This window comes from Bordetella tumulicola (genome assembly GCF_965138755.1).
In the GTDB taxonomy this organism is placed as follows: Bacteria; Pseudomonadota; Gammaproteobacteria; order Burkholderiales; family Burkholderiaceae_B; genus Bordetella_A; species Bordetella_A tumulicola.
This window is the reverse complement of record NZ_CBCSFP010000001.1, coordinates 475187-494769: the sequence shown is the minus strand read 5'-3', so window position 1 is coordinate 494769 and position 19583 is coordinate 475187. Positions and strand designations below refer to the sequence as shown.

At 59.2% G+C, this 19583-nt stretch carries 17 protein-coding genes and 1 pseudogene; 9 read left to right on the top strand and 9 right to left on the bottom strand.

Annotation, left to right across the window (positions count from 1 at the left end; all coding sequences use genetic code 11):
• Window positions 1–17: 17 nt before the first annotated feature.
• The 4 genes from ACNAZS_RS02340 to ACNAZS_RS02325 form a co-directional block, all read right to left on the bottom strand.
• On the bottom strand, window positions 18–722 hold the full coding sequence (locus ACNAZS_RS02340) for an ABC transporter ATP-binding protein (RefSeq protein WP_415785745.1): 705 nt from the start codon (window positions 720–722) through the stop codon (window positions 18–20).
• The gene (locus ACNAZS_RS02335; RefSeq protein WP_415785743.1) at window positions 715–2496 is read right to left on the bottom strand and encodes a branched-chain amino acid ABC transporter ATP-binding protein/permease; all 1782 of its coding nucleotides are present in this window, start codon (window positions 2494–2496) and stop codon (window positions 715–717) included. The genes ACNAZS_RS02340 and ACNAZS_RS02335 overlap by 8 nt, the downstream gene beginning before the upstream one ends.
• A gap of 13 nt (window positions 2497–2509) precedes the next feature.
• On the bottom strand, window positions 2510–3376 hold the full coding sequence (locus tag ACNAZS_RS02330; RefSeq protein ID WP_415785740.1) for a branched-chain amino acid ABC transporter permease: 867 nt from the start codon (window positions 3374–3376) through the stop codon (window positions 2510–2512).
• A 100-nt stretch (window positions 3377–3476) separates the two neighbouring features.
• On the bottom strand, window positions 3477–4676 hold the full coding sequence (locus ACNAZS_RS02325; RefSeq protein WP_415785738.1) for an ABC transporter substrate-binding protein: 1200 nt from the start codon (window positions 4674–4676) through the stop codon (window positions 3477–3479).
• A 334-nt stretch (window positions 4677–5010) separates the two neighbouring features.
• Here ACNAZS_RS02325 and ACNAZS_RS02320 point away from each other — a divergent pair, with 334 nt between their 5' ends.
• From ACNAZS_RS02320 to kce, 4 genes and pseudogenes are all read left to right on the top strand, one after another.
• Window positions 5011–5793, top strand: coding sequence for an SDR family oxidoreductase (locus ACNAZS_RS02320; RefSeq protein ID WP_415785736.1), 783 nt, complete (start codon window positions 5011–5013; stop codon window positions 5791–5793).
• Window positions 5794–5808: 15 nt separating this feature from the next.
• Window positions 5809–6037, top strand: a pseudogene (locus tag ACNAZS_RS02315) (3-hydroxyacyl-CoA dehydrogenase NAD-binding domain-containing protein); the annotation flags it as partial.
• A 1-nt stretch (window position 6038) separates the two neighbouring features.
• On the top strand, window positions 6039–6753 hold a 715-nt coding region (locus ACNAZS_RS02310; protein ID WP_415785734.1), incomplete at its 5' end, for a 3-hydroxyacyl-CoA dehydrogenase.
• Window positions 6740–7675, top strand: a complete 936-nt coding sequence (gene kce / locus ACNAZS_RS02305; RefSeq protein ID WP_415785732.1) for a 3,5-dioxohexanoate:acetyl-CoA acetone transferase — start codon at window positions 6740–6742, stop codon at window positions 7673–7675. The genes ACNAZS_RS02310 and kce, both read left to right, overlap by 14 nt.
• Before the next feature lie 148 nt (window positions 7676–7823).
• Here kce and ACNAZS_RS02300 read toward each other — a convergent pair whose 3' ends face one another.
• Window positions 7824–8891 (bottom strand): glycerol dehydrogenase, encoded by a 1068-nt coding sequence (locus ACNAZS_RS02300; RefSeq protein WP_415785730.1) that lies wholly within the window; start codon window positions 8889–8891, stop codon window positions 7824–7826.
• Window positions 8892–8900: 9 nt separating this feature from the next.
• Window positions 8901–9605: a GntR family transcriptional regulator gene (locus ACNAZS_RS02295; protein ID WP_415785728.1), complete on the bottom strand. Its 705-nt coding sequence runs from the start codon at window positions 9603–9605 to the stop codon at window positions 8901–8903.
• 155 nt (window positions 9606–9760) lie between these two features.
• Between ACNAZS_RS02295 and ACNAZS_RS02290 the strand changes: the two genes are divergently transcribed.
• The 5 genes from ACNAZS_RS02290 (at window position 9761) to ACNAZS_RS02270 (ending at window position 15609) form a co-directional block, all read left to right on the top strand.
• Window positions 9761–10576, top strand: coding sequence for a transketolase (locus ACNAZS_RS02290; protein ID WP_415787031.1), 816 nt, complete (start codon window positions 9761–9763; stop codon window positions 10574–10576).
• Window positions 10577–10578: 2 nt separating this feature from the next.
• Window positions 10579–11559 (top strand): transketolase family protein, encoded by a 981-nt coding sequence (locus ACNAZS_RS02285; RefSeq protein ID WP_415785726.1) that lies wholly within the window; start codon window positions 10579–10581, stop codon window positions 11557–11559.
• An 81-nt stretch (window positions 11560–11640) separates the two neighbouring features.
• On the top strand, window positions 11641–12447 hold the full coding sequence (locus tag ACNAZS_RS02280) for a shikimate dehydrogenase family protein (RefSeq protein WP_415785724.1): 807 nt from the start codon (window positions 11641–11643) through the stop codon (window positions 12445–12447).
• A complete protein-coding gene (locus tag ACNAZS_RS02275) occupies window positions 12447–14045 on the top strand; it encodes a GMC family oxidoreductase (protein ID WP_415785722.1) in 1599 nt (532 codons plus the stop codon). Before ACNAZS_RS02280 ends, ACNAZS_RS02275 begins: the two co-directional genes overlap by 1 nt.
• 238 nt (window positions 14046–14283) lie before the next feature.
• Window positions 14284–15609 (top strand): ankyrin repeat domain-containing protein, encoded by a 1326-nt coding sequence (locus ACNAZS_RS02270; RefSeq protein WP_415785720.1) that lies wholly within the window; start codon window positions 14284–14286, stop codon window positions 15607–15609.
• Window positions 15610–15664: 55 nt separating this feature from the next.
• Here ACNAZS_RS02270 and ACNAZS_RS02265 read toward each other — a convergent pair whose 3' ends face one another.
• From ACNAZS_RS02265 to ACNAZS_RS02255, 3 genes are all read right to left on the bottom strand, one after another.
• Window positions 15665–15886, bottom strand: coding sequence for a TonB-dependent receptor domain-containing protein (locus ACNAZS_RS02265; protein ID WP_415787029.1), 222 nt, complete (start codon window positions 15884–15886; stop codon window positions 15665–15667).
• A gap of 40 nt (window positions 15887–15926) precedes the next feature.
• Window positions 15927–18044 (bottom strand): TonB-dependent receptor domain-containing protein, encoded by a 2118-nt coding sequence (locus ACNAZS_RS02260; protein ID WP_415785718.1) that lies wholly within the window; start codon window positions 18042–18044, stop codon window positions 15927–15929.
• 145 nt (window positions 18045–18189) lie between these two features.
• Window positions 18190–19572, bottom strand: a complete 1383-nt coding sequence (locus ACNAZS_RS02255; protein WP_415785716.1) for a tripartite tricarboxylate transporter permease — start codon at window positions 19570–19572, stop codon at window positions 18190–18192.
• Window positions 19573–19583 lie beyond the last annotated feature (11 nt).

The following is a 19583-nucleotide window of genomic DNA, read 5'->3' as shown; positions in this document are numbered from 1 at the left end:
GAAAATATTGTGAATCATCAATGGCCCAGGTAGGCCTTTTTGACATGAGGGTTGCTTAGCAATTCGGCACCGGTGCCCGTGAGCACGATTGCCCCATTTTCGAGGACATAACCGCGGTCCGCGAGGCGCAGCGTGCGAAAGACGTTCTGTTCGACCAGCAAGACCGTCATGCCGTGCTCCGTCACATTGCGGATGATGTCGAACATCTGCTGCACCAGCAGCGGCGAGAGGCCCAGCGAAGGCTCATCAAATACCAGCAGCTTTGGATCTGCCATCATGCCGCGCGCAATCGCGACCATTTGCTGTTCGCCACCGGACAACGATCCTGCATATTGGGTCAGGCGTTCCCGTACACGCGGAAAAATGGCCAGTACTTCGTCCAGTTTGCGGCTTACCATCGGTCGCGCGGCACGCTTGTACGATCCCATCAGCAGGTTGTCGCGCACGGTGAAGTGCGGAAATAACTGGCGGCCTTCCGGGACCATGGTGATCCCCGCATCAACGACATCGTAAGGGGTGCGGTTAGTCAGATCCCGGCCTTCGAATTCCACCTTGCCGGTCGTGCTGCCGATGACGCCGCACAAAGTCTTCAGCGTGGTGGTCTTGCCCGCGCCGTTGGCACCGATCAAGGTGACGATTTCCCCCGCATTGACTTCAAAGTCCAGTCCGTTGAGCACTTGCGTCTTGCCATATCCCGAGCTCAGATTCGATACCTTAAGCATTTTGGTACTCCTTGCCCAGATAGGCTTCGATCACCGCGGGATTTTCGACCACTTCCTTAGGAGATCCCGTCACCAGCACAGCGCCTTCGTTGAGCACGATAATCCGATCCGACAGAGCCATGGTGGCCTGCATCATGTGTTCGATCAACAGCACGGACACACCCGAATCACGGATACGCCGGATCATCTCAATCGCTTTCTGGATATCAGTCGGGTTCAAGCCGGCCATGACCTCATCCAGCAGCAAAATGCGTGGCTGCGTCGCCAGGGCGCGGGCGATTTCCAGGCGCTTCATGCCGCCCACGGTCAGGCTGCGCGCTTCCGTGTTCAGCGACTTCAGCAGATCCGTTTGCTCGGCGACCGACAACGCAATTTGCCTGGCCTGTTCGGGGTCGCGGGTGTTGATGAACGCGCCCAGCATGATGTTTTCCAACACGGTCAGGCCGGTGAAAGGCTTGGCGGTCTGGAACGTCCGGCCTAGCCCCTTGTGGGCGAAGGCATCGGGCGTGCTGCACGAGACCCAGTTGCCGTCCTTGTCCCGTAATGTGACGGAACCTTTGTCTGGCGATAAAAATCCGGACAGTAGATTAAAAACCGTCGTTTTGCCCGCACCGTTGGGGCCGATCATGCCCAGAATCTCGCGCTCATTCAGTTGCAACGACACATCATCCGTGGCGCGCAAGCCCCCAAAGCTCTTGAACAGATTTTCTGCACGCAATACCGGTTCCCCACGATGCGGGGTCTGAGTGGTGACCAGTCCGTGCTGCATTGCCGGCGTGGGTTTACGCGTACCTAAATACGGCAGGCGCGCTAGCAGGCGTTCAATCGTGGGGCCGAACGCGCCGGCCAGGCCGCGGGGAATCGTCAATACGACGATCACCAGGATCAGGCCATAGATCAGCCCGTGCATCCCGTTGCCCACGCTACTGAGCCAGCCGCGTGCCAGTTCAGCGACCGGCAGAACCAGAAATGTGCCGGCGATGGGACCACCGACGGTGCCCAGCCCACCAATCAAGGCAAACATGGCGATCTGGATCGACAAGTCCAGCGAAAATGCCGAGCTCGGATCGACAAAGGTCAGATACGTGATGTGAAAGGTGCCAATGACGCTGGTCAACATCGCCGACACAACCGCCGCCAGGATCTTTACGCGTACCGTATGAATACCGACGGCCAGTGCTGCGTCTTCGCGTTCACGGATGGCGATCAGATAATGGCCCGCGCGCGACTTGCGTACAAACCATGAGACCCACACGACGAACAAGAACAACGCAAAGGCAATGATGACGTAATTGATTTTTTCCCGGAAGACGATCCAGGTCCAGCCTATGTTCAACGGCAAACTGATGCCGCTGGATCCGCCCGTCCAGCTTTCTTCGTGGATGACCAGCAGACGCACTACTTCGAGGATGGCGATCGTCGCCAGGGCAAAGAACGGACCGCGTAACCGCAGCGTAGGGTAGGCGATGACGATGGCGACCGCGGCAGAAATGAGGGCGCCGACAAACATGCCGATCCAGGGTGTGATGCCGAAGTTTTGCGTCAGCAGCGTGGCCGTATAGCCGCCTATGCCGTAGAACACGGCGTGGCCCAATGACAACTGGCCGGCATAACCGCCCACGATGTTCCAGGCGACCGACAGTGAGGCAAACACAAACAACAGGACAAACAAATTGGTCCAGAATGCCGTGCCCATGATGGCGGGCACCAGGAACATGACCAGGAATAGCAGCAGGCTGATATAGGTTTTGGGGTGACGGATATCGGGAAACACGGCAGACTCCTTGTTATTCTGTGCCGATGCCAAACAGGCCGGTAGGACGCAGGACAAGGATCAGCAAAAAGATCACGAAATACACGACTTCTTTCAGGTCGGGGGCAATGTAATAGCCCGCTAGCGTGTCGACCACACCGATGATCATCGATCCGGCGACGGCGCCGTACAGGCTGCCCAGTCCGCCGAGCACGACGATGACAAACGCCGTGAGCACAAAGTACGTGCCCACGGTCGGAAACACGGGATACTGCGGCGCCAGTAATCCGGCGGCAACCCCGACAAATGCCGTTCCCAGGCCAAAGGCAATGACATAAACGTTATTGACGTTCACGCCCATCAACATGGCGGCATAACGGTGTTGGGCGACGGCGCGCAGCGCGCGGCCCAGATAGGTGCGATGCATGAACAAATGCAGCAGGATGGCCAAGCCGATGCCGACCACAAAGGTGATCAACTGGCCGGTGACCACGGTGTAAGCACCCACGTTGAAGACGTTGGTGCCCAGTTCGACGGGCGCGCGATAGACGTTGGCGCCAAAGATCACCAGCGCCAGATTCAGCAAGATCGTCGAGACGCCGACTGTCGCAAAAATCTGAATATGCTCATCGGCATTCAGCAGGGGCTGGATAATGGCTTTTTGCGTCAGAGCGCCTAGCGCAAACAGCACAACCGCGACGGGAATCAACCCGGCATAGGGGTGCACGCCTAAATGTGTCGCGACCAGATAGACCAGATACATGCCTATCATCAGGAACTCGCCATGTGCAAAGTTCACGACGCGCACGACACCAAAAATCAGCGTCAACCCCAGGCTGATGATGGTGTAGGCGCCGCCCAGCAACAAGCCGTTGATGACCAGTTGAACAAATATGTCCATTGTGCAACCTCAATGATGAAAAAGCGTCCCGGCGCCCGCGTGGGCCAGAACGCTTTGAACCGCGGGCCGTCTCTGCCGGGCGGCCCGCGGGGCACGTCGCCTATTTCTTGAAGACAGGCTTGCCTTGAGCGAGATTCGACGGGGCGATCGTGACGAGGTCGTCGCCTTGCCACTGCATGACATAGAACGACGAGGCAGTGTTCTGGCCATCCTCTCCAAAGTCAAAGCCCCAACCGTTCGCCGTTTCGCCAGCAGGCTTCTTGTAGGCCAGCACTGCTTCGCGGATTTTGTCCGCATCGGTGGATTTGGCATTGCCGATGGCCGCAAAGAAGGCCTTGGCGCCGACATAGTTGGTCAGACTATGGCCGGATTGCGGATCGCTCTTGTAGGTGGTTTTATAGGCTTGCAGGAACTTGTCCAACCCGGGTGCGCCTGCCGGATTGATCGACGCCTGCGGGAAGTCCAGATCGAAGACGCCGTTCATGTCGGCGCCCACCGCCTTGGCGGTGTCAGCCAGCGAATAGCCTCCTCCCGCACCGATGACCACCTTGGGGGTAAAGCCGCCCGCGCGGGCCTGCCGGAAATACAGGATCGCGTCGTTTTGATAGGCCGTTTGCAAGACCACATTGACCTTGGCGCCCTTCAGACGCAGGATCAAGGACGACAAGTCCACGGTCTTGGCCGAATAGGGCAGGACTTCCGCGACGGTATAGCCCAGTTCCTTGGCGCGTTTTTGCTCGGTAGCCGCGACGTCGGTGCCATAAGGGCCGTCTTCGTGGATGATGCCGATGACGATGTCTTTCGGATCCAGTCCCATGCCCGGGGCGACGATGTCGTGCAGGGCATCGACCACGGCCACCCCATACAGTGAGGTGTTGGGATTGCTGCGGAACAGATACTTGTAGCCGCGCGTGGTGATCTTGTGGGCGGTCGCGCCCAGCTCAAAGTACGGAATCCCCGCCAATTCGGCCACTGGCGATGCCGCATAGGAAATGCCGGATGCATAGCTGCCAAACACGGCCACCACACCCGACGAGGTCAGACGCTTGGTTTCGGACACGGCCTGGGTCGGATCGACGGCATCGGCTTTGATGAGCTCGATTTTTTCGCCATTGACGCCGCCCGCCGCGTTGATTTCATTGACCGCCAACTCCAGGCCGCGATAGCTTTCCTGGCCCAGTAGCGCCAGTGCGCCGCTGAAGGGGAACAGGGCGCCGACCTTTATGTCTGCCCACACGCTGGTCGCCGATAGTGCGCCGCATATCCCTAGCGCCACTGCAACTTTCTTGATTTTGAACACTGTCTCGCTCCTGTTGTTGATGTGGGAGTTCACGCGGGCTTGTCGTGTCAGCCTGCTTTATGATGATATATGATATATGTAATTTTGGGCTGCCATAAGCCCTGTTTGATTCTAGTGGTCAGGGCGATGTCATGAATCGGGGATTTCCCTAAACCCGCATGAATACAGGGTTTTGGGGCAATTATTTCATTCTTTTGTCACATTTCGTTGCGCGCGTAGCGAGCGCTCGAGAGTCTGAAAAACGATAAAAATTTGCGCGCCGTTGATCAAAATACTCATATATCGTATATCGTAAACGGCTCACCGCGCCCATAACCATACGGAGACAACGATCATGTTCGAGGAAGTGAACTACGCGGATAAAAAGGTCCTCATTACGGCAGGTGCCGACGGCTTGGGCCTGGAAATGGCCAAGGTATTTCATGGTGCCGGCGCCACCGTGTTCATCTGCGATGTGAACGACACCCGATTGGCTGAGGCTGCCGCGAGCATGCCGGGCTTGCATGCGGCGCACGCAGATGTGTCGGACGAGTTCAGTGTGGAGCGTTTGTTCCGGCAGGTCCATACAGAGCTCGGCGGCCTGGACATTCTGATCAATAACGCCGGGGTGGCAGGGCCGACGGGCTACGTCGAAACCCTGGCCAAGGTCGACTGGGACCGGACGCTGGCCGTCAATATTACCGGGCAGTTTCTTTGCGCGCGCCAGGCGGTGCCTATGCTCAAGCAGTCCAAGGCCGGCGTCATGATCAACCTGTCGTCCGCGGCGGGCCACTTGGGTTTTGCGGGACGGTCCGCCTATTCTGCCTCGAAGTGGGCGGTCATCGGCTTTACCAAAACATTGGCGATCGAGTTGGGCCCGCATGGCATTCGCGTGAACGCCATTCTGCCCGGGGCGGTCGAAGGACCGCGTATCCGGGCGGTGATCGCCGCCAAGGCAAAGACCCTGGGGCGTCCGGTGGACGAGATCGCCGAGCAATACGAGAGCCAGGCGGCGCTGGGTCGTATGGTGACGGCGCGGGATATTGCCAATATGGTGTTGTTCAATGCCAGTGAGGCCGCCCGCAGTGTGACCGGACAAGCCATTGTGATCGATGGCTTCACCCAGAAACTTTACTGATCAGGAGAGACCACGATGCGTACCGTTGCAATTATCGGCGCGGGTTTGATAGGTCAGGGCTGGGCGATTGTGTTTGCTCGCAAGGGATGGAACGTACGGCTCTACGACGTGCAGACCGATAGCCTGGGCCAGGCGCGCGACTTGGTTGTCCAGCAACTGGCTGAGCTGCAGCGCTATGGGCTGCTTGACGATGCTCAGGCGGCAGCCAGCCATGTCAGTATCGTGGACTCGCTGCCGGCGGCGCNGGCCGGCGCCGACTATATCCAGGAAAACTCACCCGAACGTCTGGAAATCAAGCGCGTGGTGTTTGCCGAGTTGGATCAATATGCCGAGCCGCACGCGGTGATAGGCAGTTCCACATCGAGTCTGCCCGCCAGCGAATACACGGAACACTTGGCTGGACGGCATCGCTGCCTGGTGGTGCATCCCGTGAATCCACCGTACCTGGTGCCGCTTGTCGAGCTTTGCGGTGCGCCCTGGACCTCGCCGCAGGCGATTGAGACGGCGCGACAGATCATGCAGGAACTGGGTCAGAAGCCCATCACGGTTCGTCACGAGATCGAAGGCTTTGTGCTCAATCGCTTGCAAGGCGCGTTGCTGCACGAAGCGTTTCGTCTGGCGGCGGCGGGGGTGGCTAGTGCCGAGGACATCGACACTACCATTAAAGACGGCTTGGGGTTACGCTGGTCGTTTATGGGGCCGTTCGAAACGATCGACCTGAATGCGCCCGCCGGATTGGCCGATTATTGCGCCCGGTACGGCCCCTTGTATCACTCTATAGGCGCGACGCAGGCCGAACCCGTGCCTTGGGATGAGGCGCTGGTGGGCAGTCTGCATCAGCAGCGCCGAGAGCAATTACCCGCTAGTGAGCTGCACGCGCGCCGATTCTGGCGCGACGAGCAATTGATGAAACTGATACGCCATAAAACTCAAACTGGAGACAAGAATGGCCCGCGCTAAACCGAAGATTGTCATCACTTGCGCCGTGACGGGCGGGATTCATACCCCGAGCATGTCGCCGCACCTGCCGGTCACGGCTGACGAAATCGCCGAGGCGGCCATTGGGGCCGCCGAGGCCGGCGCGGCTGTGCTGCATCTGCATGCGCGCGATCCGCAAACCGGCAAGCCGTCGCAGGATCCCGAATTGTTTCGCCCGTTCCTGCAGAAGATCAAGGAACGCACCAACGCCGTCATCAACATTACGACGGGCGGCAGCCCGCATATGACCGTAGAGGAGCGTATGCGGCCGGCTGCGACGTTCAAGCCGGAGTTGGCGTCGCTGAACATGGGCTCGATGAATTTCGGCTTGTATCCCATGCTTGATCGCTTCAAGGAATTCAAGCATGACTGGGAGCGCGAGCATCTGGAGAAAAGCCGGGCGGTGGTTTTTCGCAATACCTATGAGGACATCGAGTCCATCCTGACGGTCGGCAATCAAAACGGCACGCGCTTCGAGTTCGAGTGCTACGACATCAGCCACCTGTACAACCTGGCGCATTTCGTGGATCGTGGCCTGGTCAAGTCGCCGCCCTTTATTCAGTCGGTGTTTGGTCTGTTGGGCGGCATTGGCCCGCACCCCGAAGACTTGATGCATATGAAGCGTACGGCGGATCGATTGTTCGGCAACGACTATCAATGGTCGATCCTCGGCGCCGGACGCAATCAGATTCCGCTGGCGACTATCGGCGCGGCGATGGGATCGAACGTCCGCGTGGGCCTGGAAGACTCGTTGTGGATAGGGCCGGGGCAACTGGCGGAATCGAATCGTGTGCAGGTCGAGCGCATCCGTACTATCGCCGAAGCGTTGAACCTGGATATCGCCACGCCGGACGAAGCCCGTGAAAAACTCGGTCTGAAGGGCGCGGATCAGGTGGCGTTTTAAACGTAGCCGCGAAACAGGGCCGCCGATAGCGTTGACGCGGTTGCGCAGGCTACGCAGAATCAGGCGCGTATCGGTTTTGCTCGAGTCGCGTGTGGCCCGTGGGAGGAGGGCGTTTCGCCGAAGCGCCCTCTGGCCAAAGCCACTTGTGTTAGCGGCGCCGCCGTAGCGCGTCGGTGAGTTCTTGCTCGGTCAAGGTGCGGTCGAAATGACGGGCGTGCCGCGCAGCCAGAGTCAACGTGGCGGCCTCGCGCAACGCCGCCTCATCGATGGCGGTGGCGCCAAGTTCACTTAATCGGGCAGGCAGGCCGACTCTCGCATACCAAGTCTCCAGTTCCTCCAGCATGCCATCCGAACGATGTTCCAGATCCAATTGCACCAACAGCCCTACGGCGACTTGCAGGCCGTGCAATGCCTGACCCACCCCCGCAATCCGGGGCAGTCCGCGCGTCAAGGCATGGGCAATCGACAGACCACCGCTTTCAAAGCCCAGGCCACTCATCAGGATCATGGCCTCGACAACCCGTTCGAAAGCCGGTGTCGGTTTGCCCGTGCCGGCGGCATCCAGGGCGGCGGCGCCATCGGCGAGCAAGATGCGCAAACAGCCATCGGCGATCAGTTGCGCCGTGAGGGTCGACGAGGCATTGAACATGTTTTGTCCGCCGTTGCGCCAACACTGTTCCGCCTCGAATTTTTTCGAAATGGCATCGCCCATCCCCGCGCGAAAAAACAGGGCGGGGGCCGTGCTGATGACCTCGGTATCGACCAATACGAGCGTAGGGTTGAACAGCATATGCTCGACCGCCAGCAGATGGTGATCGGCGTCATACAGCACGAAGTTTTTGCTGGTCGGCGCATCGTTGGACGCGACGGTGGGGACGGTGATCAAGTGCTGGTGCAGGGCTTTTGCGACGGCCTTGCCCGCATCGAGAGCCTTTCCGCCGCCCACCGCAATCGTCATGTCCGGCGCCAGTGCCAGGGCTTGCTCGCGCAGCAACGCGATCGTTTCAGGCGTCATTTCCCCTTCGACGATCAAGGGGGTCAACTGCACTTGGGTGGCGCGGCAGAGATCGACCAACCGGTCGCCAAGCACACCGTGCACATAGCGATCGATGACCAGCGCCGCGCGTCGGCCAAACAACGCGGCCGATTCACCCAGGGTAAGCAAGGCGCCCGGTCCTTGGACGTAGCGGCTCGGCCCCCCGAAAACCTTAAGCATGGTGTCTCCCTATTTGCGTGGCGGCGTACTGAGGAATTTCTGCTCTTTTTCTTTTTCGACCAGCCAGTCGATCATGATCTGTCCGCCCCAGACGAGGTCGGCCTGCAGCGCTTTGGTGGCAGCCTCGGGGTCGCGCGCCTGCAGTGCCGCGATCACCGCTTCGTGGCGATGTTCATCGGTTGCGTAGTCCAACCCCGCCGTCTTGATATGAAAGACCTTGAGAATGGGACCGGTGATGACCCAGAACGATTCCACCGTCGCGCGCAAGATGGGTTTGTTGCTGGCCTCGAGAATAGAGAAGTGGAATTTGCGGTTCAGGGCGCTGGCGCGCTTGGGGTCTGTCGAAGTGCAGGAAATGAATTCCTTTTGCAGCGCGACCAGGCTGTCCAGTTGCTTGCGGGTAATGTTCTTGGCGGCCTCGGCCGCGCCCATGCCCTCGAGGTGAAAGCGGATTTGCTGAATTTCGCGCAATTTTTCCGAATTGACATAGGGAACATACACCGCGGTCGCAGCCTGCATCTCCAGGCCCTGTTCGCTGATCAGCCGAAAGATTGCCTCACGAACGGGCGTGATGGACACGCCCATTTCTGCTGCCAGTTCACCGATGATCAGCCGCTCGCCGGGTTCGTATTGCCCGTTGATCAGGGCATTACGAATTTCGTTGTAGACCCTGACGGAGAGGTTTTCTTTTTTGACAGGTTTCAGGCTGGACATGACGTGAATAGGCTTGCAGATGACAGGACGGGTGAATTCTAGCCCGGCATAGACCATAAACTCGATTCAGGTATATTATATATCATATATCCTGAAGAAGAATGGAGACGCCGATGACACTAAACGTTCAGCCTCCCACCCCGCGGCAGATTGCGATGTTGCGTGAAAAGGCCCGCTATATCCGCCTGGAAACCGTCAGGTTGATCGAAATCGCGAAGACCGGGCACTACAGCTCGGTGTTTTCGTGCGCCGAGATATTCGCCGCGTTGTATTACGACGTGATGCGGCTACGGGCAGGCGAGCCGGCCTGGCCCGATCGTGACCGTTTTTTGATGGGCAAGGGCCACGCTGCCGTCGGCTTGTTTCCTGTATTGGCGGACCATGGCTTCATTTCGCGCGAGTTGCTCGACGGCTATACGCGTTTGGGCAGCCCCTTGGGCGATCATCCGGATATGACCAAGGTGCCCGGTATCGATTTCAGTTCGGGGTCTATCGGGCATGCTTTGTCCAACGGCATCGGCATGGCACTGGGCGGCCGTATGAGCCAGCGTTCCTACAACGTGTTTGTGATGCTGGGCGATGGTGAAATGCAAGAGGGGCAGGTATGGGAGGCCGCTCTGTTTGCCGGTCATAACAAGCTCTCAAAGTTGATTGCCATTGTCGATCGCAACGGCTATCAACTGGATGGCAAGGTCGACGACGTGATGGGCGTGGAATCTTTGAGTGACAAATGGACCGCGTTTGGATGGGAGGTCCACGAAGTCGACGGCCATGATCTCCATGCGTTGACGCACACCCTGCGCAAGCTGAAGTCGGACGATACACGAGACAAACCCGCATGCCTGATTGCCCGGACCGTGAAAGGCAAAGGCGTCTCGTTCATGGAAACCGAGCCAGGTTGGCACTTGGGCTATCTGGCGCCCGTCGATGCGCAGATCGCAATCAACGAAATCCAGTCCAGGGAGATTTGAGCATGACGCAAACCTTGACGCCCGACTCCTGGCAGTACCGCGCGCTGAATGCGGTCAACCCAGGGCTGAGTTATCTGTCCGATGCGCTGATCGAATTGGTCAAAGACGGTCATCCGATAGTAGCGGGCTCTGCCGACTTGCAGTATTCGAACGGCCTGAATCGTTTCGCCGAAGCGTACCCCGAACGATACGTGCAATTCGGTATCTCCGAGCAGAACATGGTGTCCACCGCGGCGGGGCTGGCGACGACGGGCTACATGCCCTTCGTGGCGACATTTGCGTCGTTTATGGGGTTGCTGTGCTGCGAACAGATACGCATGGATGTGGCCTATACCAAACTACCGGTGCGCCTGATTGGCCATCATACGGGGATCAGTCTGGGCTTTTACGGAACCTCGCATCACGCCACCGAAGACATCTCGACCATGCGTGCCATCGCCGGATTGACGATCGTGTCGCCGGCCGATGGCGCGCAATTGGCGGCCGCGATCAAGGCGTCGGTGCATTGGCCGGAGCCGATTTACTTTCGGATAGGCCGCGGGCGTGATCCGAAGGTATACGAAGACGGCGTGTCGTTTGAGTTTGGCCGCGCGATTGAACACAGCATCGGGAATGATCTGAACATCGTCGCTTGCGGCATTACCGTGAGTGGGGCACTGCAGGCGGCCGAGGCGCTCCGGGAGCAGGGGATTTCCGTGGGGGTCATCGATATGCCCACGATCAAACCGCTGGATCGCGACGCAGTGCTGAAAGCCGCGCGCTCGGCCCCGCAATTGTTGACCGTCGAAGAGCACAACGTCTTGGGCGGATTGGGTTCCGCAGTGGCGGAAGTCCTTACCGATGTGGGCTCGGGTACTCGCCTGCGTCGTCACGGGATCTACGATGAATATAGTTTGATCGCGCCGCCGACCACGCTATATCAGCATTACCAGCTGGATGCCGCCGGCATTGAGGCGGTGGCATTGGAGCAATTGGGGGCCTGAACCCCGCGGTATGGATGACGCAATAGAAGGCCGTGGCGTCGCCGGCGCGGCGTAGGCCTCACCAGAACAGGAGTTCGTGACATGAAAGAAATCACCGGCGCTACGCGCATGTACGGCATTGTGGCCGATCCCATTCATCATGTAAAAACGCCGCAGCGTTTGAATGAATACTTCGACCAGATCGGACACGATGGCGTGTGCGTTCCCTTTCATGCAACACCAGACACGCTGGCGACCGTCGTGGCGGGACTTCGGGCGCTACGCAATCTGGGCGGATTCATCGTCACGGTGCCGCATAAGACTGCCATATTGGCTCTGGTGGACGAGGCTTCGGATGCCACGAAGCTGATCGGCGCGGCCAATGTGGTGCGCCGCGAGGCCGATGGACGATTGATCGCGACGATGCTGGACGGAGAGGGCTTCGTACGCGGTGTACTTGGCAATGGGCATGAACTAAAAGGCAAGACGGCCTATCTGGCCGGGGCCGGCGGTGCGGCAAACGCGATTGGCTTTGCCTTGGCGCAGGCCGGCGTGGCCAGCCTGACCATCGCGAATCGTACCCAAGCCAAAGCCCAAGATCTGAAAACTCGCATCCTGACCTTGATCCCGGATGCGCAAATCCACGTGGGCACGCCGGACCCCTCGGGGCATGACGTCGTGGTGAATGCGACGTCTCTGGGTTTAGCGGTCGGGGATGCGTTGCCGTTGGACGTGAGTCGCCTGACACCAGATCAACTGGTGTGCGAGATCATCATGCAGCCCAGGGAAACGGCCTTGTTGCAAGCTGCACAGGCGCGAGGATGCCGCGTGCATGACGGTGCGCCCATGCTGGCCAGCCAGATTCCGCTCATGGCGAAAGCGCTGGGTGTTCCGGGGGCCGGTGACTGATGGATCAATACGACTACGTCATTGCCGGTGGCGGCACGGCGGGTTGCATACTGGCCAATCGCCTGACCGCCAACGGCAAGTATCGCGTCTTGATGATCGAGGCCGGCACCACCGCAAAGAGCATGTGGATTTCGATCCCGGCGGGCTTTAGCAAATTGCTGGTTAATCCGGTATATAACTGGCGATTCCACACCGAGCCCGAAGACAATGTGCTGGGCCGCACGATTGCGGTGCCGCGTGGCAAGGGCGTGGGCGGCTCTACCTTGATCAACGGCATGATTTATGTGCGGGGCCAACCCGCCGATTACGATGGCTGGCGCGATGGCGGGGCGACCGGGTGGGGCGCGGCAGACGTCGAGCCATATTTTCGCAAGATCGAAAACTATGCACCAGGCGGAACGGGGCGTGGCACCTCCGGCCCCATGCATATCGAACAAGTGGCCGAACGCTATCCCATCGCCCAGGCGCTCCTGGACGCGGCTCGCGAAGACGGCCAGCCTATCAACCCGGATTACAACGGCGCCGATCAAGAGGGATTCGGCTACTACCAAGTGGCGCAGCACCGCGGGCGTCGCTGGAGTGTGGTGGATGGCTACCTTAAGCCCGCCCTCGGACGGAAAAATCTGGATGTGATCTGCGACGCGCATGTGCTGCGTACGTTGTTTGAGGGTCAACGCTGTGTGGGCGTCGTCTATCACAAGGACGGCAAACCACACACGGTGCGCGCGATACGCGAAACGCTGCTGTGCATGGGTGCGATCCAGACGCCGCAGGTGCTGGAGTTGTCGGGCGTGGGTGACCCCCAGCGCCTGCAGGCGTTGGGCATACCGCTCGTGCATGCCCAGCCCCAAGTCGGCGAAAACTATATCGATCATTTCGCCACGCGGATGAACTGGCGCGTTCAGGGGACAGTGACCCTGAACGAGATGTCGCGCGGCTGGCGTTTAGCGAAACAAGTCCTGACGTACTACGCCGCGCACAAAGGGATACTGACCCTGGGCACAGGCCTGATACATGGTTTTGTGAAATCATCGCCTGATCTGCCCGCACCGGATGTGCAGTACTTTTTTGTCCACGCCAGCTATGCGAATGCCGCCGAGCGCATTCTGGATCGCCATCCGGGAATGACGATCGGTGTGGCGCAATTGCGTCCTCAATCGGTGGGCAGTATCCACCTTAAGACGGCCGATCCATTTGAACCACCTGTCATCCGCCCGAATTTTCTGAACGAGGAGGGCGATGGCATCAGCCTGGTGCGGGGGATGCAGTTGGCGCGGCGCATCGTCGGCCAACCCAGTCTACGGTCTTATGTTGCACAGGAGATCAGTCCGGGCGATGCCGTTCAGTCCGATGATGAATGGCTGGATTTCGCGCGTCGAAACGGACAGACCATTTATCACCCCATTGGCACCTGCCGCATGGGAAGTGATGACCGCGCAGTGACGGATCCCCGTTTGCGGGTGCGCGGGGTAGCCGGTCTACGCGTCGTGGATGCTTCCGTCATGCCGCGCATGGTGTCGGGCAACACCCAGGCCGCGGTGATGATGGTGGCGGAAAAGGCGGCCGATTTGATTTTGGAGGACGCAGGCGTGGTGTAAGACGAAACGGCCTGGCAGGGCTTTGGGGTGATCGGCGGCCGATGTCAGCGGGCGCGTAATGAAATGTGAAGTGACATTCCATAGAAATATGGAACTACATCCGTTCGTTTCGTTACTACCGCTGTACGTCTTACGTCGTCTCGAATGGACGCTGTATCGATAGCGTATCGCTGTCGGATGTTGTGACTGCTTCTGTTCAGAGGTCTTCTCCCTGTTTAGCCAACGGAGTACACCGAACATGTATCGTTCCTCAATTTCCCCAGCTGCCGGTACGTCTATCTACCATTACGCTAACCTTGCCCATGAGCCATCCACACTGCAGGCGCTACGCGATGCTGTGGAAAAACACGATCTGGGCAGGCTCGTCCATATGCTTAAGCAGCTCAGCCCAGATGCGCCGGTAGTGATGGATGCCGACTCGGGCAGGGACGGAAAAACGTTGCTTCATGTTGCGGCTGCGTTGGGTGACGAGGATGCCGTTCTGGCATTGCTGCCGAGCTTTGTGAAGCAGCCTGATCGCCTGAATGCCAAAGATCAAAATAGCTGCAACGCATTGCTGTCTGCCGCCGAAGGGGGCAATATCAACGTCGTGAAATCGCTGATTGATGCTGGGCTGTCCGGACTGGACGCACTTGAGCGTACGGTCAGCGATCGCAATGTGGAGGCAACCAAAGTCCTGATTTCTGCGGGCGTCAATCCCATGAGCTTTGGACGTAACAGTGACGAAGCGGCGAATCCGCCCGCGAGCGTGACACAAGACTGCAAAAAGCTACTGGACGGGGCTGGCCTCGATATGGTTACCTTGTTGTTTGCGGCGAACTCGCTTGCCTCCGTAAAGGAGGGCGAACACGTCGTCAAGCAAGGGGCAGAGGGAAGTAACTCCTTGTTGACGGCATGGCACAACGGCGACATGGATTCGGTAGGGACAATGATAGACGACGGAGAACGCCTGCCGGCCGATCTGATCGTCAATAGCAGTCTGGAAAAATTAAAATCATTGACTTCGTCGGAGAACGGGGCTGCCCGGTTAGACAGCCTGATACAGATGGGCGGCACGCGGATGAAGACACTCCCCCTCAGGGTGGTGGCCGCCAACGATATGCCCTTCCTCAGGCAGATCCTGGCGCACGGGGTGGGGGATCTAGAGGGCCGTGATGAAGAGGGTTTTACGGCGCTGGGCGTCGCCTCGAGAGACGGCAATGTCGAGGCGATCAAGGTGCTTTGTGCGGCCGGTGCAAATGTCAACGCGACCCAGACTTATGGATTTCGCACAGCGCTTTTCATTGCGGCGGAGCAGAATAAACCGGATGCCATCAATGCGTTGTGCCAGTACGGCGCAAACATCGAGGAGCGTGCGATGCAGTCGCGCACGGCACTGATGCATGCTATCGAAATGCGGAATCCGCAGGCCATTAACGCTTTGCTTGCCAAGGGCGCGAATCCCAATCACTCCGCCTGGGACCGGGTGACGCCCTTGAAGATGGCGGTGGCTCAAGGAGATTTGGATACGATTCAAGCATTGCACGACCATGGCGCCAATAGCGACGTCGTCGATGATGACTAAGGGCTGCCGAGACATGTAATCCGGCGCCCTGTCGTGCACCGCTATGCCGCTGGCATTACATCCTTGCGGTTAGCGACACCATCACGTTGCGCGGATCGCCGTAGTATTCCCCTTTCAGGCCGGCGTCGTAGTCTTCGCCCGTCATGGGGTTCAGCAGGCTGCCGCCGGCATCGTAGGCGCTTTGTGGAACGAAGATCTCGCTATAGCTGCCATAGAGGCTGAGGTTATCCTCCAGGTCATAGATCACGCCGACGTAGGGGGTGACTTCGCGGTCGATGCTGTAGTCGCTGTCGGAGTCGCCGGGTTGTTTCTGGACATCAAAACTGATAACTGACGCTCAGTCCTGCGCTCCAGTTGCGTCCCGGGGCGGGCTCGAAGTAGCGGTCGTTGCCGTCATTGACGATGGCCGAGCCGATGTATTCGCGATCGAATAGGTTGTCGATACGCGCATAGGCGTTCCACTCCCAGGGGCCGCGGCGCCAGAGATAGCCGGTGGATATGGAGGCGACAAAGTAGCCCGGCGCGGTGTCGTTATTGGCGTCGTTGACGTAGATTTTGCCGACGTAACGACCCTCGATGCCCGCGCGCCAGCCTTCGGAAGGGGCCCAGGCAAGGGCGCCGTACAACATCTGACTGGCAATGCCCGGAATCTTGTTGCCGGCGCGAATATTCGAGTCAGCGACGGTATCCCGATAGCGTGCGTTGATCCAGGTGTAGGCGAGGTCGGCGCGCCAGTTTGAGGCGATATTGCCGCTCCAGCCGAGTTCGGCGCCATCGCGGCGGGTGCGTCCAGCATTGCGATAAGCGGTGCGTCCATCCAGGCTGCCCGCGGAAACGATCTCGTCGTGTGTATCGATATGGAACAGCGCAAAGGACAGCAGCCCATCGCCGACCTCGGTCTTGACGCCGGCTTCGTAGTTGTCGCTCAGGGCGGGTTGCAGGCCCAGATTCAAGCCTGGGTCGCCGTCAGGACGGTAGGAGAGCTCGCTGGTGGTCGGGGTCTCGAAACCGCGCCCGTACGAGAGATAGGCCATGGTCCGGGGCGTGAACGCGTAGCTGAGTGCGGCCACGGGCAGGGCTTTGCGGTAGCGCGTCGAGCCGCTGTCGTCGACGTTGGGCGCATCAACGTAATGATCGTCAGAGTCAAAGTTGACGGTGCTATAGCGCACACCGGCATCGAGCTTCCAACCCGGCGCGAACTGCCAGGATGCCTGGAGGTAGGGGTCCAGGCTGTCGACGTCGTTCGTTTCGTCGCGACGCAGTTTGCCTTTGACGCCGAGCTCGGTCGGTGCGCTGGCACTGCCTAGAAAGTTTTCATAACCTTTGCGTCGCTCGCTGAGAGTGTCATAGGACAGGCCGCCGATCAAGGTCAAAGGCTGGTTGGCCAGGCTCAGGTGCGACGTCCAGCGCAGATCTGCGCCCGCATATTCGCGTCGTAGATCAATGACGCCACCGGAGTGGCGCGGATTGGCCTGGACGAACGTGGGGATGGATTGATACTGCACAGTGTGACGCTGACCGTAGTACACCATCGCGCGCAATTCGTTGTCGGCGTTGATCTGGCGTTCGTAGACGAGGCCGCCCTGGCTTTGCCGCACGGTCTTGCGGGTGTTGTAAAGGTCGGCCTGTGATGTGGCCTGGCGAGGGTTGTCTTCGTATTGCTCGCGGGTCAGGCCCAAGGGGTCTTGCGCGGTCAGGTCGACGCTGTTGGCGACGATCGTTAATCGGCTGTCGTCGTCCAGTTGCAGACCGAGTTTGGCGTTGCCCAGGTTTTTACGGGCGCCGCTGTGATCGCGGTAGCCACCGGTCGTAAACCGGTTGGCGCTGACCACATAGTCAACATTATCGACCTCGCCACTGGCCTTGGCGCCATAGTGATAGGTGTCGTAGCTACCTGCCGCGAAATTGGCTTGTAGCGCGGGCGGCCCGCTACCGGTCTCGGATTCGACCAGGAGTACACCGCCCGAGGCATTGCCATACAGGGCCGAAAATGGCCCCCGCAGGACTTCGACGTGATCCGCCGAGGCAATATCGATGTTGGAGGTCTGGCCCTGGCCATCCGGCATGGTGGCGGGGATGCCGTCGACAAATATCTTGATACCGCGCACGCCGAATGTGGAGCGTGCCCCAAACCCGCGTATTGAAATCTGAAGGTCCTGGGCGTAGTTTTGCCGGTTTTGAATCTGCAGGCCTGGTACGCTGCCCATGTTTTCCGACAGATTGATTTGCAGGCTGTCCGCGCGCAGCTGGACCCCATCGACGATGTTGACCGAGGCCGGCGTGTCGAGCAGGCTGGTGTCAGAGCGAGTGCTCGTGACGACGACCGGTTCGAGGGCGCGGATTTGCGCGAACGCGGTGGGCGTGAGGAGGAGCAGCGCGACAGTGGCGTACCATCGCCGCCAAGTGGGACGATAGTCTGGCAAGAAGGGAGACATCGCTATGCAAGATAATTTCAGACGAGGTCTTGTGCAAGACCAGATATACCGTCCTATTATGCATGCTTCGGATGGCGTTCGCCCTCAAACTCCATTTTTCAAGAGGGCATCATCCCATCGGCCTGATGAGATGATGCCTTCGTTATTACAGCAGTTTGACCAGGGCGGGCACGCTCAGTACGGCGGTGTAGTAACCCATGAACTGCACGCCGGTGTTAAAGGCAAAAATGCGCGATAGCAAGCCGCCCACCAGACCCATGGTCAGGATCACCAGTAAGCCCAGCAGTTGGCCTTCCCAGACGCTGATGACAATGATCAGGCCGACAAAGGTGGCGATAATGGCCTCATGACTCACCTTGCGCGAGACAAACAGTGCGGCGCGTCGGGCGAAGTTCATCGCGAATGGATAAGACACAATCGCAGCCAGGATCACCGAAAGCATGCCGTAACCCAGGAACTCCCAGTGGCTCAACAGGTTGTGCAAGTTGTGGGTCTGACCTGTCGCGGCATCCACGGTAAAGCGTGGCGGCGCATTGAACAGGGGGGCAGCGGGGCCAGCCGCGACTGGGCTTAACGGTAGGCCAAAGGCGATCAGTGGGATCAGGGCTTCTGCGATATAGGTGGCCTCGGTGACGCCATTACGGGCGCTCAGCACGGTGGTCAGGCGATGGTAGGCGTGCTTGATGCGCGAGCCGACGACCTCGCCTAGCACAACGGTCATGGCTACTGGACTGAAAACAAAGGTGGCGCTGGAGACGGCCGCGGTGGCGAAGGTCCAGCGTGCCTGGGTGCGATCCAGGACTTTGAACGGATTGGGGAAATATCCTGACCAGCCTTTTACATCGGGCGCCAGATTGAATTGACGTACGCTATCGCGTGACATGCGCTGACGGCCAGCGGGAGACAGTACCGTGAATAAGTCCGCAACGAGCGGCCCGATGGCAATGCCCAGAAAATAGCTGATGCTCAGTTTCACATCGTATTGGGCTGTCAAGCTTTGCAGGCCCAGGATGAGGACGACAAAGGGCACCAGTAACGCGACCGATGCCCAACGACCGGCGGAAAAGTAGGCAATCAGCACGGCGGCAGCCAGGAAAATCCAGGGTGCCGTTTTGGTGATGAAGGCGCCAAAGGGCGCCAGCATGACGGCGAACAGGACGGCCAGCGGGACGGCGATGAAGGCGGCGATGATACCGCCGGAGACCATCTTTCGCAGGGCAATATGCGGTACACCCAATTTGCGCAGCAGATTGGCATCCTGCAACAGGGGCATGGCCATGGTGTCGCCGGGGATCCCCAGCAACGCGGTCGGTACGGCATGCGTCATATGTTTTGCGACGGCACCGGCCAGAAAGAACGTAAATACCCCGGCGGGCGGCACGCCCAGCAAGACGGTCAGCAGCGTCAACGGCGCGAGCGTGGTGGTTTCGTCGGTGCCCGATACCAGGCCGATGGCAGCGAAGACCACGGCGCCTATCAGGCCCATGCCGGCCGCCACCGCAATCTGTTCTATCAGATGTGGATCCATGCGATGACTCC

Bases quoted from the DNA above. Each gene is read 5' to 3' on its own strand.
- kce (WP_415785732.1), top strand. From the start codon at position 6,740: ATGGCCCGCGCTAAACCGAAGATTGTCATCACTTGCGCCGTGACGGGC.
- ACNAZS_RS02285 (WP_415785726.1), top strand. From the start codon at position 10,579: ATGACGCAAACCTTGACGCCCGACTCCTGGCAGTACCGCGCGCTGAAT.
- ACNAZS_RS02290 (WP_415787031.1), top strand. From the start codon at position 9,761: ATGTTGCGTGAAAAGGCCCGCTATATCCGCCTGGAAACCGTCAGGTTG.
- ACNAZS_RS02270 (WP_415785720.1), top strand. From the start codon at position 14,284: ATGTATCGTTCCTCAATTTCCCCAGCTGCCGGTACGTCTATCTACCAT.
- ACNAZS_RS02255 (WP_415785716.1), bottom strand. From the start codon at position 19,572: ATGGATCCACATCTGATAGAACAGATTGCGGTGGCGGCCGGCATGGGC.
- ACNAZS_RS02275 (WP_415785722.1), top strand. From the start codon at position 12,447: ATGGATCAATACGACTACGTCATTGCCGGTGGCGGCACGGCGGGTTGC.
- ACNAZS_RS02260 (WP_415785718.1), bottom strand. From the start codon at position 18,044: ATGTCTCCCTTCTTGCCAGACTATCGTCCCACTTGGCGGCGATGGTAC.
- ACNAZS_RS02295 (WP_415785728.1), bottom strand. From the start codon at position 9,605: ATGTCCAGCCTGAAACCTGTCAAAAAAGAAAACCTCTCCGTCAGGGTC.
- ACNAZS_RS02280 (WP_415785724.1), top strand. From the start codon at position 11,641: ATGAAAGAAATCACCGGCGCTACGCGCATGTACGGCATTGTGGCCGAT.
- ACNAZS_RS02340 (WP_415785745.1), bottom strand. From the start codon at position 722: ATGCTTAAGGTATCGAATCTGAGCTCGGGATATGGCAAGACGCAAGTG.
- ACNAZS_RS02300 (WP_415785730.1), bottom strand. From the start codon at position 8,891: ATGCTTAAGGTTTTCGGGGGGCCGAGCCGCTACGTCCAAGGACCGGGC.
- ACNAZS_RS02330 (WP_415785740.1), bottom strand. From the start codon at position 3,376: ATGGACATATTTGTTCAACTGGTCATCAACGGCTTGTTGCTGGGCGGC.
- ACNAZS_RS02320 (WP_415785736.1), top strand. From the start codon at position 5,011: ATGTTCGAGGAAGTGAACTACGCGGATAAAAAGGTCCTCATTACGGCA.